Genomic DNA, 15,990 nt, shown 5'->3' on the forward strand with positions numbered 1-15,990 from the left:
CGGTCGCGGATCCCGCCCCGGAACGGTGGTCGGCTCGGGGTCAGTACACGGTGACGTTGTACTTCTTCGCCGCCTCGGGGACCGGCTGGTAGAAGGTGGTGCCACCGGACTTGCAGTCGCCACTGCCTCCGGAGGTGATGCCCAGCGCCTTGCTGCCGTCGTAGAGCGGTCCGCCCGAGTCGCCGGGCTCGGCGCAGACGTTCGTCTGGATCATGCCGCGGACGGTGCCGCCGCCGGAGTAGTGGACGCTGACGTTGAGTGCGGTGACCGTGCCGCTGTGGGTGCCGGTCGTGGACCCGGTGCGCTTGACGGACTCACCGACGTAGGCGTCGGCCGCGGTGTACCCGCCCTGGTGGCTGAGCGACTGGTTGTCGTAGCGCACCAGCGCATAGTCGTTGTTGGGGAAGCTGGAGCCGACCGTGGGGCCGATCAGGGTGTTGTGGTTGGAGTCGGTGTACCAGGTGTTGGCGACGTCTCCGCAGTGCCCGGCCGTCAGGAAGTAGTACGTGCTGCCGCTGACCACGTTGAAGCCGAGGGAGCAGCGGTAGCCGCCGCCGTAGATGGCGTCGCCGGCCGAGAGCAGCGGCCGGAAGGTGCCCGCGGCCCGTTCCACACGGACGGCACCGGCGTTGTCGCCCGCCGAGCGCCGCAGCTTGGCGATCTCGGCACGGGAGACGGTGCTGTCGGCGGTGACGACGACGCGGCCGGAGCTCTCGTCCACGTACCAGGCGGTGCCTTCGACGTCCGCCGCCATCACGGCCTGGCTCGCCCGGTGCAGCTCGCCGGCGCTGAACTGCGGGGCCGTGGCGGCGCCGGCGCTCGGCATGGCGACGGTGGCGGTGACCAGTCCGGCGGCTGCGGCGAGCAGGTAAGCGCGCTTCTTGAGGCCCGAGAGGGTGGTGCTGCGCTTGGTCCTCACTGATTCTCCTCCAGCGGAGTGGGGACGGCCCGAGGGTGGCGGGCTCGTGAGGGGGCGGCCAGGACCACCGGCCAGCGGCAGCTGCCTCTGTAGTGGCCCTGTCAAAGAGGCAGTATGGAGAGAGACTGTGACGGAGACAACAGGGCGTCAGGCCCGAAACCGGAAACCCTGCCGGCATGGCGCCGGAGGGGCGGGGCTCCTTGCCGTTCGCGGCAGACGGGCTGACACCGCCGCGAACCGGAGCATCCCGCAGCCCGGCCCCGTCGGCTCGGCGCCACGGACCGGTCCCCTTGTGCACGGGCCGTGGACTATCCATGCTCAACGAATGTCAGGGGCACGCCATCCACTGCAGCCGAACCGCCGACGGAGGAGAAGGACATGACCACCTCGCGCACATCCGCACGAAGAGGCCCCTCACGAGGAGGCCGGCTGATCACCGTCTTCGCAAGCCTGCTGACCGCACTCATGGCATGGGCTCCTGGCGCCGTCGCGGACACCGGACCCACACTCAGGGGCGCGTCGTTGCAGACCCTCTCCCCGGGTGATCCGATCTTCAGCAGCGGCGCCCGGTGCACGGCCGGCTTCAACGTCACCGACGGCACGGACGTTTTCCTCGTGACCGCGGGCCACTGCACCTCGGTGGGCTCCGACTGGTACGCGGACCCGCAGCACACCCTTCCGATCGGCCCCGCGGTCTCCTCGTCGTTCCCGGGCAACGACTACGGACTCATCCGCTACGACAATCCCGACCTGACGCCCGAGGGGGGTTACAGCTTCGGTTCGCCGTACGTGGGCAAGCAGGTGTACATCACCATCCCGGAGACCGGCACCCTCGGCGGCACCATCACCGGTCTCAACGCCACGGTCGACTACGGTCCCGACGGCATCGTCCACGGCCTCATCCGAACGAACCTCTGCCTCCCGACCGGGGCAAGGGGTGGTACTCCACTGTTCGCCCCCAACAATCAGGCGGTCGGCATCGCCTCCGGCGGCTCGGGTTCGTGCTCCTCCGGCGGCACGAGCTACTTCCAGCCACTGGACGAGGTGCTCTCGTCGTTCGGCCTCGTCCTGTACTGACCGGACGCAGCACCGCCGGGCAGGCTCGGCCCCCCGCCAGGCCTGCCCTCCCGGCACACGCGCCGACTCCGAATCCGCCCACCAGGCCGAAGTCGACGTGATCCGGTCCGCTGACGACCTTCCGCTCCGTGTCAGGTACGCCAGGCCCGCAGCAGATCGTCAGGGCCGTACACCGCGTCCAGTCCGTCACAGGAGACGCCGCTGCGCGACACGGCCACGAGCGGCAATGCCGCATCTCCCAGCGCCGCTCGGTGGCGCCGCAGCGCAGCCAGATCGTGGCGGTCGAACGGGGAGCGTTCCAGCCATTTGATCGAGCCGGCGAAGACCAGTTCTTTGGCGATCGGTGCGCGGTCCGCACCGACGATGTCGATTTCGATGTCGTTCGACCGTGTCCAGTAGCCGCCGATCGCCGGGGCGGACGGCAGTTGCTGGTCGGGCAGAAGTCGGGCCAGGGCCTCTCGGATCATCGGCTCGACGGCCCTGCCACGCCAGCTCGTCCAGCCTTCGCGGATCCTCTCCAGCGTCAAGTCGCCTCGACCTCGCTCGATCTCCGCCATGTGAGGTTGGAGGAAGCGCAGCCAGAAACGCAGATAGGGATCGGCCACCCAGTACCTGCGGTCTTTCGACGGGCGTGTGGATATGGGGAGTTCGCCGGAGACCACACGCTTCTCCATCAGTGTGGCGAGGGATCGCTGCACGGGCGTGGCTTGCAACCCGCCTGCGGCCCGGGCGATGTTGCTGAAGGTGCGTTCACCACTGCCGATGGCACCGAGAACAGTCCGGGCCTGGGTCCACTGAGGGAATTCGGCAGCCAGTGAGCGTTCCGCAGACACCAGCAGCGCTGAGAGCGGATTGTTCAGCGACTCCTCGAAGAACGCGTCGAGCCCGTTCCCCCGGGCCCAATCCGCACAGATCAACGGAAGACCGCCCGTGACCAGGGCCGCGTCGAATGCCTCCGCCGACGTCAGGTCCAACATCTCGGACACCTCAGCCGGGTTGAGCGGTCCGACCACCATCTCGCGCCCACGTTGGTGGAACGGGCGCTCGTAGCTGTTGAGAGCCTGCATCATGGACAGGTCCGAGCCGACGAGAACGAACAGGACGGGCTTACGTTCGAACTCGCGGTCCCAGAACCGCTGAAGGTATCCCTCGAACGCATGGTCAGGATCCATCAGGTAGGGCAGTTCGTCCATGACGACGACGCTGGGCCGATCGTTCGGGATCGCTGCAGACAACACCTCGAAAGCCGCGTTCCAGTCGGCAGGGCGGGCAGCGGCCAGGAGTCCGCGCGCAGGGAGTGTCGATCTCTCCGCATCCTGGACCAGACGCCGCAGGTCAGCGTCGTGGGACGCCCCGGTGGCAGTGAAGAAGAGGAACGGCACGTCGGCCCGCTCGATGAATTCCTCGACCAGACGGGACTTTCCCACCCGCCGGCGACCGCGCATCAGCAGGCACCGACCACGATGCCCGTCGGGCGAGCTGGATGCCACCCGGCCCAGCTCACGTACCAGCAGGTCCAGCTCGCGCTCACGTCCGACGAAACGGGACACCGGCACCTCCTCGTCCCACTCTCCAAGAAACTAACATTCATGTTAGTAACATCCATGTTAGTAACATGGGTGCGCGTGTCTGCCGTCTCTGTTCTCCCGGACGAGCCGGCCGACCCGGAACCCGAAACCGCTCCGAGCAGGTACTGCGGGGGCAGGGCCGACTGGAGAGGCACCTCAACCCTCTCCCATGAGAGCACCCCCGCATCGCATCAGCGCCACCGCACTGACCCGACGTCATGCAGAGAAACAAAAACCCCTTCGACCCGTACTCTCTCCGGGTCGAAGGGGTATTTCGCTGTGGACCTGAGGGGATTTGAACCCCTGACCCTCTCGTTGCGAACGAGATGCGCTACCGGACTGCGCCACAGGCCCTTGCGACGGGTGAAACCTTAGCATCACCGCCGGGCCGGGCGGAAATCCGCCGCCGCGCAGGTCACGCACCCGCGCCACGGCGGCTCACTCGCCCGCGGCACGCGGCCGCTCGTCGTCGGCCATCTGGTCGAAGAGCGGCGTACGGTCCCGGCGCGACCGCGAGGCCTGCGGCCGGGGCGCGGCGGGTGACGGCTCGGGCGGCAGTGCCGGTGAGGGGGTGGTGTCGGCCGCGGCGGTGGTGGACCGGGCGGAGCTCCAGGCGTCCGGGGCATCGAGGTCCACCGCGCGTGCGGTACGCGGCGCGACGGGCGCGTTCACGTACGTCGGCAGCGGCACCGGGACCGGCTCCCAGCCCTCACCCTCGGGCTGTTCGCGCCCCCGGCCGCGCTCCTGGTCGACCCATTCGGCGTGGTCCGTCTGCTCCACCAGCGCCCGGCGGTCGGCGGCCGAGGGACGCTCGGTCGCGGGCCCCTGGGGCGCCTCGGCGGCGGGCGGCGGAACCTCGCCGCCCCGCACCCGCACGCCGGAGGACGTGTCGGGGCCGCCGCCGGGGCCGGGACGAGGGGCTCGGCCCCGGCGCTCGCGCAGCTGCGCGGCGGCCTGTTCCGCCCGGCGCCGGTCCATGGTCGCGTGGAACCGTCGGCGCTCCTGGGTCCGCAGGTGCGCGATGTAGGCACTCAGCAGCGCGGCGGGCACCGCGGGCGCCCAGAGAAACGCCAGTCCGCCCACCGCGGCGACGACGGCGCCGACGGAGAAGCACAGGAACAGCACCATCGTGGTGCGGCGACGGCGTGCCAGTACCTTGGCGCGCCTGCTTCGCTCCGCGGCCCTGCGGTCCGCCGGTGAGGCGCCCCCCGCACGGCTCCGCTCCCGCCCGGCCCCGGGCCCGGCGCCGTCCCCGGACCGGCCCGGGGCGGGCGCGGCGCCCGGAGGCGTACGGTCCACGGCAGGTGCCACCTCGTGCGTCATGGTTCTGGGTGCGGCGAAGGACCGGACGTCGACCGACTCCTCGGCGGGACCGTCCGGTGTACTCCGGTCCGCGTCATCGTCTTCGGCTCCCGGTGCTCGCCGCTCCACGTCCTTCGCGTAGCGCCGCTCCATCGCCGCCTTCCCGGACAGCAGCCGGATGGCGGTGCTGAAGCGTTCCGTCGGACGGGCCTCGTTCAGCTCGTCCTGCCGGCGGAGCCACATCGGCACCAGGTAGGCGGCCCAGGCCCCGACGATGACTGCATAGATGAGGCCACTGCTGCTCACCCTGACACGGTAGAGGTGCACGCGGCGGGTTATCTGCAAAATCACGCGGTGTGTCGCACGATCTTGCTGATCACACGATCCTCTTACGTCATTCTGTCGACGACGACTCTCACTTGTGCCGCATTCATGGAGAATCCACGACACTCCGATGCGCGCGGGTCATCTGTCCGGCACGACCGAACGGCTGCCGCCGGCCGGCGGATCCTCTCCCCGGCGTCAGGCGTGCGACGCCGGCGGCACGCGGTGCCGGTGCCAGCGGCCGAGCAGCCCTTCCGCCGCCTCCTCGGCGGTCAGCGCGTACACCAGGTGGTCCCGCCAGGCCCCGTCGATGTGCAGGAAGCGGGGACGCACGCCCTCCTCGCGGAATCCCAGCTTCTCGACCACGCGGCGGCTGGGACCGTTCTCCGGGCGGATGCACACCTCGATGCGGTGGAGCCCCACCCCGCGGAAGCAGTGGTCGGTCGCCAGCGCGACCGCGGTCGGCATCACCCCGCGGCCCGCGACCGCCTTGTCGATCCAGTACCCGATGTGCCCGGAGCACATCGAACCCCAGGTGATACCGGCAACGGTGAGCTGCCCGACGAGCCGCCCCTCGTACTCGACCACGAACGGCAGCATGCGGCCCGCCTGTGCCTCGGACCGCAGGTGGCGCACCATCTGCCGGTACGTCGGACGGCGGGGCGGCTCGTGGCCCGGAGGCGACGGCGGGACAGTGGCCTCCCAGGGCCGCAGCCAGTCGCGGTTGCGCTGGTTGATCTCGCGCCAGGCCCGATGGTCGCGCAGTCTTATGGGGCGGAGGACGGTGTGTCCGTCCGCCAGTTCTACCGGCCAGGGCATGTTCAGTGGGAGTCGTCCCCTCGAGGGTGGTCACCGCCGTGGATCTGCTCCACGGCGTGCACGAGCAGCCGGTCCAGGACGGCGAGGCCGTCGCGCACGCCGCCGGACGAACCGGGCAGGTTCACGATCAGTGTGCGCCCTGCGACACCCGCGACGCCACGGGAGAGCGCCGCGGTGGGCACCTTCGCGCGGCCGGCGTCCCGGATCGCCTCGGTGATCCCGGGGACCTCGTGGTCGAGGAGCGCCCGGGTGACCTCCGGCGTCCGGTCGGTCGGGGACACGCCGGTGCCGCCCGTCGTGAGCACGACGTCGTATCCCTCGGCGACAGCCTCCCGCAGGGCGTCCCCGACGGGCTCGCCGTCCGGCACCACACGGGGTCCGTCGGCGGTGAAGCCCATGGCACGCAGGCCCTCCACCAGCAGCGGCCCGCCCTTGTCCGCGTACACCCCGGCCGCCGCACGGTTCGACGCGGTCACCGCGAGCGCCCGGAAACGGCCGGTCGACCCGCTCCCGGCGGGTGCTGCGGACGGGGAGGGAGTGTGCTCCTCCCGCGGCTCGTGGTGCCCGTGGTGCTGGTGGTGTCCGTCGCGGTGCCATGCACCGGACCTGCCGCCCGTTTTCTCCTCCACCCGGACATCGGTGATGCAGGCCCCCTTGTCGACGGCCTTCACCATGTCGACGACCGTCAGGGCCGCGACCGACACCGCGGTCAGGGCCTCCATCTCGACGCCCGTGCGGTCGGTCGTGCGGACGGTCGCGGTGATCTCCACGGCGTCGTCGGCGACCCGGAGGTCCACGTTCACGCCGGAGAGAGCCAGCGGGTGGCACAGCGGCACGAGGTCCGGGGTGCGCTTGGCCCCGGCGATACCTGCGATGCGTGCCGCGGCCAGGGCGTCGCCCTTGGGCACACCCTCGCCGCGCAGTAGCTCCACCACCCGCGGGGCGACCGTCACCCGCCCGGAGGCCCGCGCGGTACGGGCGGTGACGTCCTTGCCGGAGACGTCGACCATGCGGGCCGCTCCGGCCTCGTCGACGTGGGTGAGGTGCTGCTGCTCCGGGGTGTTCATCATTCTCCCGTCGGATCCGTGTGCGCACACACGGTACTCCCCCGCTGGGCGACGGTGACGGGCGTCAGTCGAGCCGCAGGACGTCCACCCGCTCCCCGGGGGCGACCTGTTCCGTCACTTCGGGCACCACGATCAGGGCGTCGGCCCGTGCCAGTGCCGCGACGAGGTGCGATCCGGCGCCGCCGACCGCCCGCACGGTGCCCGTCTCCTCCCCCGGCGCCGGGGGTTCGTAGGCGCCGCGGAGGAACTGCCGTTTCCCGGCGGGCGAACGCAGCGGATCCTCGCCCTCCAGCCGGGCCGGCACCGGAACGCGGGAGACGGGCTCCAGGCCCCTCATCCGGCGCACCACCGGGCGGACGAACAGCTCGAAGGACACGTACGAGCTGACGGGGTTGCCGGGCAGGGCGAGCAGCGGGGTGCGGCCGGTACCGATCAGGCCGAAGCCCTGCGGTTTGCCCGGCTGCATCGCGAGGCGGCGGAAGACCACGCTGCCGTCGGGCCCCCCGGACGCTCCGCCGGGGCCCGGGGGTCCGGCGGGTGCCCCCAGAGCTTCCTTCACCACGTCGTACGCCCCGACGCTGACGCCGCCGCTGGTGACCACGATGTCCGCGCGGACCAGCTGGTCCTCGACGGCGGCGCGCAGCGAGTCCGCGTCGTCGGCGACCGCGCCGACCCGGTAGACCTCGGCCCCGGCGGCCCGCGCGGCGGCGGCCAGCACGTAGCTGTTGGAGTCGTGGATCTGGCCGGGGCCCAGTTCCTGCCCGGGCTGGACGAGTTCGCTGCCGGTGGAGAGCACCACCACCCGCGGTCTCGGACGGACGGTCACGGTGCCGCGTCCGATGGCGGCGAGCAGGCCGATCTGCGGCGGGCCGAGTCGGGTGCCGGCCTTCAGTGCGACCGTGCCGGCGCGGACGTCGCTCCCGCGCGGCCTCACGTACTGACCTGGCGTCACCGGGCGGTGGATCCGCACTTCGCCGCCCGATCCGGCGGGGTCGGTGCTGTGCGCGGACATGCTGTCCGCGGGGCCGCCGCCGGTGCCGCCGTCGGTCCATTCGACCGGTACGACGGCCTCCGCGCCGGGCGGCAGCGGCGCCCCGGTCATGATGCGGGCCGCCTGTCCGGGGCCGACCGGGTCGGGGGTGCCGCTGCCGGCGGCGATGTCGCCCAGCACGGTCAGCACCGCGGGGTACTGCTGCGTGGAGCCCTCGACGTCGACGGCGCGCACCGCGTAGCCGTCCATGGAGCTGTTGTCGAAAGGCGGGAGGGAGGCGGGGACGACGACGTCGTCGAGCAGGACGCAGCCCTGGGCGTCCAGCAGGTTCAGCTCGATCGGGTCCAGTGGACGGATGCTGCGCAGCACGTCCGCCAGATGGTCGTCGACGGACCAGGTTGCACCGGGCGCGGTGTCGCTCAACGCGTCGTCTCCCTCGTCAGGTTCAGTCGCTCATCTCCCCGGCGACGTAGTCGCGCAGCCAGGCGCGGAAGTCGGGGCCGAGGTCCTCACGTTCGCATGCCAGGCGGACGATGGCGCGCAGGTAGTCGCCGCGGTCGCCGGTGTCGTAGCGGCGGCCGCGGAAGACGACGCCGTGCACCGGCCCGCCGATGGACGGGTCCGAGGCGAGTGTCTGGAGGGCGTCGGTGAGCTGGATCTCGCCGCCGCGGCCGGGTTCGGTCCTGCGCAGCACGTCGAACACGGCCGGGTCCAGGACGTAGCGGCCGATGATGGCGAGGTTGCTCGGTGCCTCGGAGGCGGACGGCTTCTCGACGAGGCCGGAGACCTGGACGACGTCGTCCTCGCCGGTGGGGGTGACGGCCGCGCAGCCGTAGAGGTGGATGGTGGCCGGGTCGACCTCCATGAGGGCCACCACGCTGCCGCCGTACTGCTCCTGCACCGCGTTCATGCGGGCGAGCAGCGGGTCGCGGGGGTCGATCAGGTCGTCGCCGAGCAGGACGGCGAACGGCTGGTCGCCGACGTGCGGTTCGGCGCAGGCGACGGCGTGGCCGAGGCCCTTCGGGTCGCCCTGGCGGACGTAGTGCATGGTCGCCAGGTCGCTGGACTCCTGCACGCGGGTCAGCTTGGTGTCGTCGCCCTTGCCGCGCAGGACCTCCTCCAGCTCGTAGTTGCGGTCGAAGTGGTCCTCGAGCGGCCGCTTGTTACGGCCGGTGATCATGAGTACGTCGGAAAGACCCGCGGTGACGGCCTCCTCGACCACGTACTGGATCGCCGGCTTGTCGACGACCGGCAGCATCTCCTTCGGCGTCGCCTTGGTAGCGGGAAGGAAGCGCGTGCCGAGGCCGGCGGCGGGGATGACAGCCTTGCTGATCCTGGGACGTGAGTTACTCATGCCCTGAACCCTAACCGGTGACTGTGAGTGAAAGGTGAGGTTCTCCAGCGTGAGCAGTGCGGAAGCGACGAAGCCGGAGTTGCGGCGGGCCGTCCTCGGCGCGCGGGCGTCCCTGACGGAGGCGTACCTGCGGCGGGCCCCGCAGGCCCTGGCGCGGCGGGCGTCGGACCTCCCGGAGTTGGCGGACGCGCGGACGGTCGCCGCCTACGTGTCGGTGGGGCGCGAGCCGGGGACGGGGCCCCTGCTGGACGCGCTGCGGGACCGCGGGGTGCGGGTGCTGCTGCCCGTGCTGCTGCCGGACGACGACCTGGACTGGGCGGAGTACGAGGGGCGGGACGGTCTGGCGCCCGCCGCACGGGGCCTGTTGGAGCCGCAGGGACCGCGTCGGGGTCCTGGTGCGGTGATGGCGGCGGACGCGGTGCTGCTGCCGGGGCTCGCGGTGGACGGTCGCGGTGTGCGGCTGGGACGCGGGGGCGGCAGCTACGACCGCGTGCTGGCGCGCCTGGAGTCCGCGGGCAGGCGGCCCGCGCTAGTGGTGCTGCTGTACGACGGGGAGGTGCTGGAGCGGGTGCCGTCGGAGCGGCACGACCGTCCGGTGACGGCGGCGGTGACGCCGACGGAGGTGCGGCGGTTCGCCGGACGCCCGTAGGGGCGCGGAGAACCGGACGGCGGGGTGGACGCGGCGGGGGCCCGTGTCCTGCGGGTGTCAGGGCTTCAGCACCAGGGTGTCCTCGGTGCCCCGGTCCACCGCGCCGTCGCTGTAGGCCCAGGGGAGCTGCTCGCCCGCTGCCCACTTGTCGGCCTGGTCGACGTAGTGCGGGTGGTAGGTGTGCCCGGAGGCGCCTGTGAGGTTGATCCAGCTCGACCGGTCGAAGTCGTCGAGGTCGACCACCATGCGCATGGAGGGCACCCAGCTCACCTCGTAACCGCCGGCGGCGTTCCAGCCGGTCGCGTCGACGGCGGCCTCGCCGCCGCCGAGGTCCCAGGGGCCGCGGTTGAGGAGCCACTGCAACCAGCCCGGGCCGTCGGTGCCGAGTGTCTGGTTCCGGAGCATCAGGCGGTGCAGGCGGCCCCAGCTCCAGGTGTCGATGTCCTTGCCGAGCTTCGAGGTCATCTCCCAGCGGGCGTCCTTCAGCGCCCGGGCGAGCAGTTCGTCGCGGTTCTCGGCGCCGGGTTCGCGGTCGGTGCCGCGGGTCTGCCACCAGTCGCTGTTCGGCTTGTCGAGCAGTGCGCGCACCACTTCCATCCAGCGGCTGCCGCCGTCGGGCTGCGCCGAGTCGGGGTCGCGTTCGCCGCAGGCGCGCACGAGCCTGGCGTCACCGTTCAGGTTCTTCAGCGGCGCGGACTCGTCGGCCGGGGGGACCCACAGGCAGTCGCCCTCGGCGCGGACCTCCTTGGGCAGTTTGTCGCCGAAGGCGAGCTTGAGGAGGTTGCGCCACACCGCGTTGAAGTAGGCGGCCGCGGCGGAGTCGGCGTCCTGCGCGTAGTCCCAGCCGCGGAGCAGTTCCTGGGCCTGGCGGACGTAGGCGTCGTCGACCTCGATCTGGAGCAGCCGGGGGACGAGCAGCTTGGCGATCTCGCTGCTGTTGTCCCTCTGCATCTCCTGCATGTCCTGCATGGAGACCTTGCCGCCGTCCTCGATCTTCGATTCGACGAGGTCGTTGATCCGCTGGCTCCGGACGCCGTAGGACCAGTCGCGGGTGAGCGTGTACGGGTACTTGCGCTGGTCGACGACCGCCTGGTTGGCCGTCACGATGTAGCCGCGGTCGGGGTTGTACTCCCAGGGCAGTGCCGCCTGCGGCACGTAGTCCTTCCAGCGGTAGCGGGAGTCCCAGCCGGGCGCGGGGAAGCGTCCGTCGTGGCCCTTCGCGCGTATCGGGATGCGGCCGGGCGCCTGGTAGCCGATGTTGCCCTCGGTGTCGGCGTAGATCAGGTTCTGTGCGGGGACGGAGAGCTTCGCGGCGGCGGCGCGGAAGTCCTGGAAGTCGGTGGCCCGGTCGAGCGCGAAGACGGCGTCCATGCTGCGGGACGGTTCGAGTGCGGTCCACCGGAGCGACACCGCGTAGCCGTTGCCGCGGTCGGGCGCGGAGGCGTCGACCGGAGCCTTGTCGCCCACTGTCGCCACCTCGTCGCCGAAGTCCGAGACGATGGGGCCGTCCACGGTGCTGCGGACGGTGATCTCGCGGGACTTGCCGCCCGCGACCTCGATGACCTCGCGGCGTGTGGTGAAGGCCTTCTGCTTGCCGTCGTAGAGGTACTTACCGTCCTGGATCTTCTCGAGGTAGAGGTCGGTGACGTCGGCACCGAGGTTGGTCAGTCCCCAGGCGATCGACTGGTTGTGCCCGATGACGACACCCGGCATTCCGGAGAAGGTGAAGCCGGAGACGTCGAAGGGGCACTTCTTGGTGATGCTGCTGCAGTGCAGTCCCATCTGGGTCCACACGGACGGCAGATGGGGGCCCAGGTGGGGGTCGTTGGCCAGCAGCGGCTTCCCGCTCGTGGTGTGTTCGCCGGAGACCACCCAGGAGTTGGAGCCGATGCCGCTGCCGTTCGGGCCGAGCGGGGTCGGCATCCCGTCCAGCATCGTGGCCACCGAGGAGAGTTCGCCGCGGGCACCCTGCACTGCTTCCTCGACGCCCTCGGAGGAGGCCGCTCCCTCGGGTCCGCCGCCCTCGGGCACGAACTCGCCCGTGACCTCGTCAACGCCTCCGCCGCGGACGATGGGCTTGTTGCGGTCGTACGGGTAGGACGGGTACAGGTCCTCGATCTGCTCGTCGGACAGGCGGCCGGCCATCAGCGCCCGGTCGATCTCGTCCTCCATGTTGGCCCGCAGGTCCCAGGCCATGGCTTTGAGCCAGGCGACGGAGTCGACCGGGTCCCATCGTTCGGGCTCGTAGTCGTACTCGAGCTGGAGCGGCGGGTACTCGGCGGAGATCTCGGAACCCTCGTGCTCCGCGAGGTAGGCGTTCACGCCCTTCGCATAGGCCTGGAGATACCGCTTCGTGTCGGGGGCGAGTGTGCGGTACTCGCGTTCGGCGACCTTGCGCCAGCCCAGGGTCCGCAGGAACGCGTCCGTCTTGACCTGGCTCTCGCCGAACATCTCCGACAGCCGCCCGGAGGTGGTGTGCCGCCGCACATCCATCTCCCAGAAACGGTCCTGCGCGTGCACGAACCCCTGCGCCATGAAGAGGTCGTGGGCGTCGTCGGCGTAGATCTGCGGAACCCCGTGCTTTCCGCGCTTGACGGCGACGCGGTCCTGGAGGCCGTCGATCTGCAGTGAACCGGCGGTCTGCGGGAAGGAGTCGCGGACGGTGCCGACGCTCCAGCGGACTCCGTAGCCGAGCCCCGCCACGAGCAGCAGCACGACTGCGATCACGATCAGGCGGGCGCGTCGTGGGGATTTCTTGGCGGGCATCGCTGTCCTTCGCGGGCAGGTGGTCCAGGAGTTCTGGAGCAACCATAGGCCGAGCGGTCACGGCCACCGACAGCGCGTCAGGGGGAAGCCGCGGAGTGGGCTTCCGGCACGACGGGCCGCCGGGGCCGAGAATGGGAGAAGCCGACAGATCACCGACACCTCGACCACGGTCAAGCAATGGTAAATTGTTAGCTAACCGAACGAATGATCGGAAGCAAGCGGAAGGAGCGGCCCCTGAACATCGAGCAGCTCAACCAGCTCATGCTGATCAGTGCCGCGGTCCTGCTCGTTGCCGTGGCGGCTGTGAGGCTCTCCTCCCACACCGGGCTGCCCAGTCTGCTGGTGTACCTCGCGATCGGTGTCGTCATCGGCCAGGACGGACTGGGCCTGGAGTTCGGCGACGCCGAACTCACCCGCACCCTCGGATACGCCGCGCTCGTCGTGATCCTCACGGAAGGCGGCCTGGGGACCCGCTGGCGCGACATCAGGCAGTGCGTGCCGGCCGCCGCCGTCCTGGCGACCGTCGGCGTGGGCATCAGCGTCGCCCTGGTCGCGGTCTCGGCCCACTACTTCATCGGGCTGGACTGGCGCCTGGCACTCATCATCGGCGCGGTCCTCTCCCCGACCGACGCGGCGGCCGTCTTCTCCGTGCTGCGCAAGGTCCCGCTGCCCTCCCGGGTGACGGGCACCCTCGAGGCGGAATCGGGCTTCAACGACGCCCCGGTGGTCATCCTCGTGGTGGCACTGTCCGCGCTCGGCCACACCACGCAGACCTGGTACGCGGTGGTCGGGACGATCGTCGCCGAGCTCGCCATCGGCCTGGTGGTCGGCCTGCTCGTCGGACGCATCGGCGCGTTCGGGCTGCGGCGGGTGGCACTGCCCGCCTCCGGCCTCTACCCGATCGCGGTGATGTCGCTGTGCGTCCTCGCCTACGCCGGCGGCGCGACCGCCCACGGCAGCGGCTTCCTCTCCGTGTACGTCACGGCGCTCGTGCTCGGCAACTCCAAACTGCCGCACCGGCCCGCCGTCCGGGGCTTCGCCGACGGCGTCGCCTGGATCGCGCAGATCGGCCTGTTCGTCCTGCTCGGACTGCTGGTGACACCGCACGACCTCGGGGACGACATCTGGCCGGCCGTGGTCGTCGGCCTCGCGCTGACACTCGTGGCCAGGCCGGTCTCGGTGGTGCTGTGCCTGCTGCCGTTCCGCCACCCCTGGCAGGATCAGGCCCTGCTGTCCTGGGCCGGCCTGCGCGGCGCCGTGCCGATCGTGTTCGCCACCATTCCGATGGTGGCCGGCGTGCCCAGCAGCGAGCGGATCTTCAACATCGTCTTCGTGCTCGTCGTCATCTTCACGCTGGTGCAGGGGCCGACGCTGCCCTGGCTGGCACGGAAGCTGCACCTGCGGAAGACCGGCGAACCGGAGGACGTCGACATCGAGTCCGCACCGCTGGAGCGGCTGCGGGGCCACCTGCTGTCGATGAGCATCTCCGGCTCCTCGCGCATGCACGGCGTGGAGGTCGCCGAACTGCGGCTGCCGCCAGGCGCCGCCGTCACGCTGGTCGTCCGCGACGGCACCAGCTTCGTGCCCCAGCCCTCGACCATGCTGCGGCACGGCGACGAACTGCTGGTCGTCGCCACCGACGCGGTCCGCGACGCCGCGGAGCGCCGGCTGCTCTCGGTCAGCAGGGGCGGCAAGCTCGCGGGCTGGCTCGGCGGGAGCGGCAGCACGGCGGCCCGGAGGCGCTGAGCGCGCCGGAACCGCCGCATGTGACACAACCGAAGCGGCGGCGCGGTGGACTACGCGCCGGAAATACTGCACGATGGAGCGTCGTTAGCACTCCGCAAGGAAGAGTGCCAGGAGGAAAGACGTGCCGACCTACCAGTACCAGTGCACCGAGTGCGGCGACGGCCTCGAGGTGGTGCAGAAGTTCACCGATGACTCGCTCACCGAGTGCCCGGGCTGCGAGGGACGCCTGAAGAAGGTGTTCTCCGCCGTCGGCATCGTGTTCAAGGGCTCGGGCTTCTACCGCAACGACAGCCGCAGCACGCAGTCGTCCGGTTCCTCGTCGACGGGCTCGTCCGGCTCCTCGGGCTCCTCGGGCTCCTCGGGCTCGGAGACGTCGTCGTCCTCGGAATCCTCCTCGAAGAGTTCCTCGAAGGACACCTCCGGGTCGAAGGACACGGCGAAGTCCACCGCGAGCAGCTCCGCCGCCTGAACGGACCGGGCCGGATCACGCGGTCCGTTCGGAACCGCGGCCTGCCGCACGCTCCGGGGTCGCCCGTAGGGTGACCCCATGAGCAGCGCACAGGCAGAGATCGGTGTCATCGGCGGGTCCGGCTTCTACTCCTTCCTCGACGACGTGACCGAGGTCACCGTCGAAACGCCCTACGGGCCGCCGAGCGACTCGTTGTTCCTCGGCGAGATCGGCGGGCGGCGCGTCGCGTTCCTGCCCCGCCACGGGCGCAAGCACCACCTGCCGCCGCACCGCATCGGCTACCGCGCGAACCTGTGGGCTCTGCGCTCCGTCGGCGTGCGCCAGGTCCTCGCACCCTGCGCGGTGGGGGGACTGCAGCCGGAGTACGGCCCCGGGACCCTTCTCGTGCCCGACCAGCTGGTGGACCGGACGAAGGGCCGGGTCCAGACGTTCTTCGACGGCGAACCGCTGCCGGACGGCGCCCAGCCCAACGTCGTGCACGTCGGCTTCGCCGACCCCTACTGCGAACACGGCAGGCGTGCGGCGCTCGCGGCCGCACGCGGAAGCGGCTGGGAACCGGTGGACGGCGGCACGCTGTGCGTCGTGGAAGGACCCCGCTTCTCCACCCGCGCCGAGTCCCGCTGGCACGCCGCGCAGGGCTGGTCCGTGGTCGGCATGACCGGGCATCCGGAGGCCGTCCTGGCCCGTGAACTGGGGCTGTGCTACTCGTCGATGGCGCTGGTCACGGACCTGGATGCCGGGGCGGTGACGGGCGAGGGCGTCTCCCACGAGGAGGTGCTGCGGGTCTTCGGCGAGAACGTGGGACGGCTGCGCGAGGTGCTCTTCGACGCCGTCGGCCGGCTCCCCGCCGCACAGGACTGCGCGTGCGCCCGTGCGCTGGACGGCATGGACCTGGGGATCACGCTGCCCTGACCTCCCGTCGTGCCGGAACGGACCGGG

13 protein-coding genes and 1 tRNA gene are annotated in these 15,990 nt (G+C 71.1%); 5 read left to right on the top strand and 9 right to left on the bottom strand.

The features are described from left to right. Positions 1–40 precede the first annotated feature (40 nt). Positions 41–919, bottom strand: coding sequence for a S1 family peptidase (locus tag ACL06G_RS03535; protein ID WP_412785427.1), 879 nt, complete (start codon positions 917–919; stop codon positions 41–43). A gap of 378 nt (positions 920–1,297) precedes the next feature. Here ACL06G_RS03535 and ACL06G_RS03540 point away from each other — a divergent pair, with 378 nt between their 5' ends. Beyond that, positions 1,298–1,996, top strand: coding sequence for a S1 family peptidase (locus tag ACL06G_RS03540; RefSeq protein WP_412835395.1), 699 nt, complete (start codon positions 1,298–1,300; stop codon positions 1,994–1,996). Between the two features lie 131 nt (positions 1,997–2,127). On the opposite strand, the gene ACL06G_RS03545 is transcribed toward ACL06G_RS03540, so the two are convergent. The 7 genes from ACL06G_RS03545 to galU form a co-directional block, all read right to left on the bottom strand. Beyond that, entirely contained in the window at positions 2,128–3,546 is a 1,419-nt protein-coding gene (locus tag ACL06G_RS03545) for an ATP-binding protein (RefSeq protein ID WP_412785429.1), read from the bottom strand. 298 nt (positions 3,547–3,844) lie between these two features. Beyond that, a tRNA-Ala gene (locus ACL06G_RS03550) sits at positions 3,845–3,918 on the bottom strand. An 84-nt stretch (positions 3,919–4,002) separates the two neighbouring features. Beyond that, on the bottom strand, positions 4,003–5,172 hold the full coding sequence (gene sepX, locus ACL06G_RS03555; RefSeq protein WP_412785430.1) for a divisome protein SepX/GlpR: 1,170 nt from the start codon (positions 5,170–5,172) through the stop codon (positions 4,003–4,005). A 216-nt stretch (positions 5,173–5,388) separates the two neighbouring features. Further along, entirely contained in the window at positions 5,389–6,009 is a 621-nt protein-coding gene (locus ACL06G_RS03560; RefSeq protein WP_412785431.1) for a GNAT family N-acetyltransferase, read from the bottom strand. Positions 6,010–6,011: 2 nt separating this feature from the next. Beyond that, a complete protein-coding gene (gene moaCB, locus ACL06G_RS03565) occupies positions 6,012–7,076 on the bottom strand; it encodes a bifunctional molybdenum cofactor biosynthesis protein MoaC/MoaB (RefSeq protein ID WP_412835445.1) in 1,065 nt (354 codons plus the stop codon). A gap of 64 nt (positions 7,077–7,140) precedes the next feature. Then, on the bottom strand, positions 7,141–8,490 hold the full coding sequence (glp, locus tag ACL06G_RS03570) for a molybdotransferase-like divisome protein Glp (RefSeq protein ID WP_412835396.1): 1,350 nt from the start codon (positions 8,488–8,490) through the stop codon (positions 7,141–7,143). 22 nt (positions 8,491–8,512) lie between these two features. Next, positions 8,513–9,421: a UTP--glucose-1-phosphate uridylyltransferase GalU gene (gene galU, locus ACL06G_RS03575; RefSeq protein ID WP_412785434.1), complete on the bottom strand. Its 909-nt coding sequence runs from the start codon at positions 9,419–9,421 to the stop codon at positions 8,513–8,515. A gap of 49 nt (positions 9,422–9,470) precedes the next feature. Here galU and ACL06G_RS03580 point away from each other — a divergent pair, with 49 nt between their 5' ends. Continuing rightward, a complete protein-coding gene (locus ACL06G_RS03580) occupies positions 9,471–10,070 on the top strand; it encodes a 5-formyltetrahydrofolate cyclo-ligase (protein WP_412785435.1) in 600 nt (199 codons plus the stop codon). Between the two features lie 57 nt (positions 10,071–10,127). On the opposite strand, the gene ACL06G_RS03585 is transcribed toward ACL06G_RS03580, so the two are convergent. After that, positions 10,128–12,836 (bottom strand): penicillin acylase family protein, encoded by a 2,709-nt coding sequence (locus ACL06G_RS03585; protein ID WP_412835397.1) that lies wholly within the window; start codon positions 12,834–12,836, stop codon positions 10,128–10,130. A gap of 204 nt (positions 12,837–13,040) precedes the next feature. Here ACL06G_RS03585 and ACL06G_RS03590 point away from each other — a divergent pair, with 204 nt between their 5' ends. From ACL06G_RS03590 to ACL06G_RS03600, 3 genes are all read left to right on the top strand, one after another. Beyond that, positions 13,041–14,582: a potassium/proton antiporter gene (locus ACL06G_RS03590; protein ID WP_412835398.1), complete on the top strand. Its 1,542-nt coding sequence runs from the start codon at positions 13,041–13,043 to the stop codon at positions 14,580–14,582. Positions 14,583–14,703: 121 nt separating this feature from the next. Next, complete coding sequence (locus ACL06G_RS03595) at positions 14,704–15,051, top strand: FmdB family zinc ribbon protein (RefSeq protein WP_412785438.1); 348 nt, start codon at positions 14,704–14,706, stop codon at positions 15,049–15,051. 78 nt (positions 15,052–15,129) lie between these two features. Then, entirely contained in the window at positions 15,130–15,963 is an 834-nt protein-coding gene (locus tag ACL06G_RS03600) for an S-methyl-5'-thioadenosine phosphorylase (RefSeq protein WP_412835399.1), read from the top strand. The last annotated feature ends 27 nt before the right edge of the window (positions 15,964–15,990 follow it).

It is taken from the genome of Streptomyces callyspongiae, assembly GCF_047200695.1.
Lineage (GTDB): Bacteria > Actinomycetota > Actinomycetes > Streptomycetales > Streptomycetaceae > Streptomyces.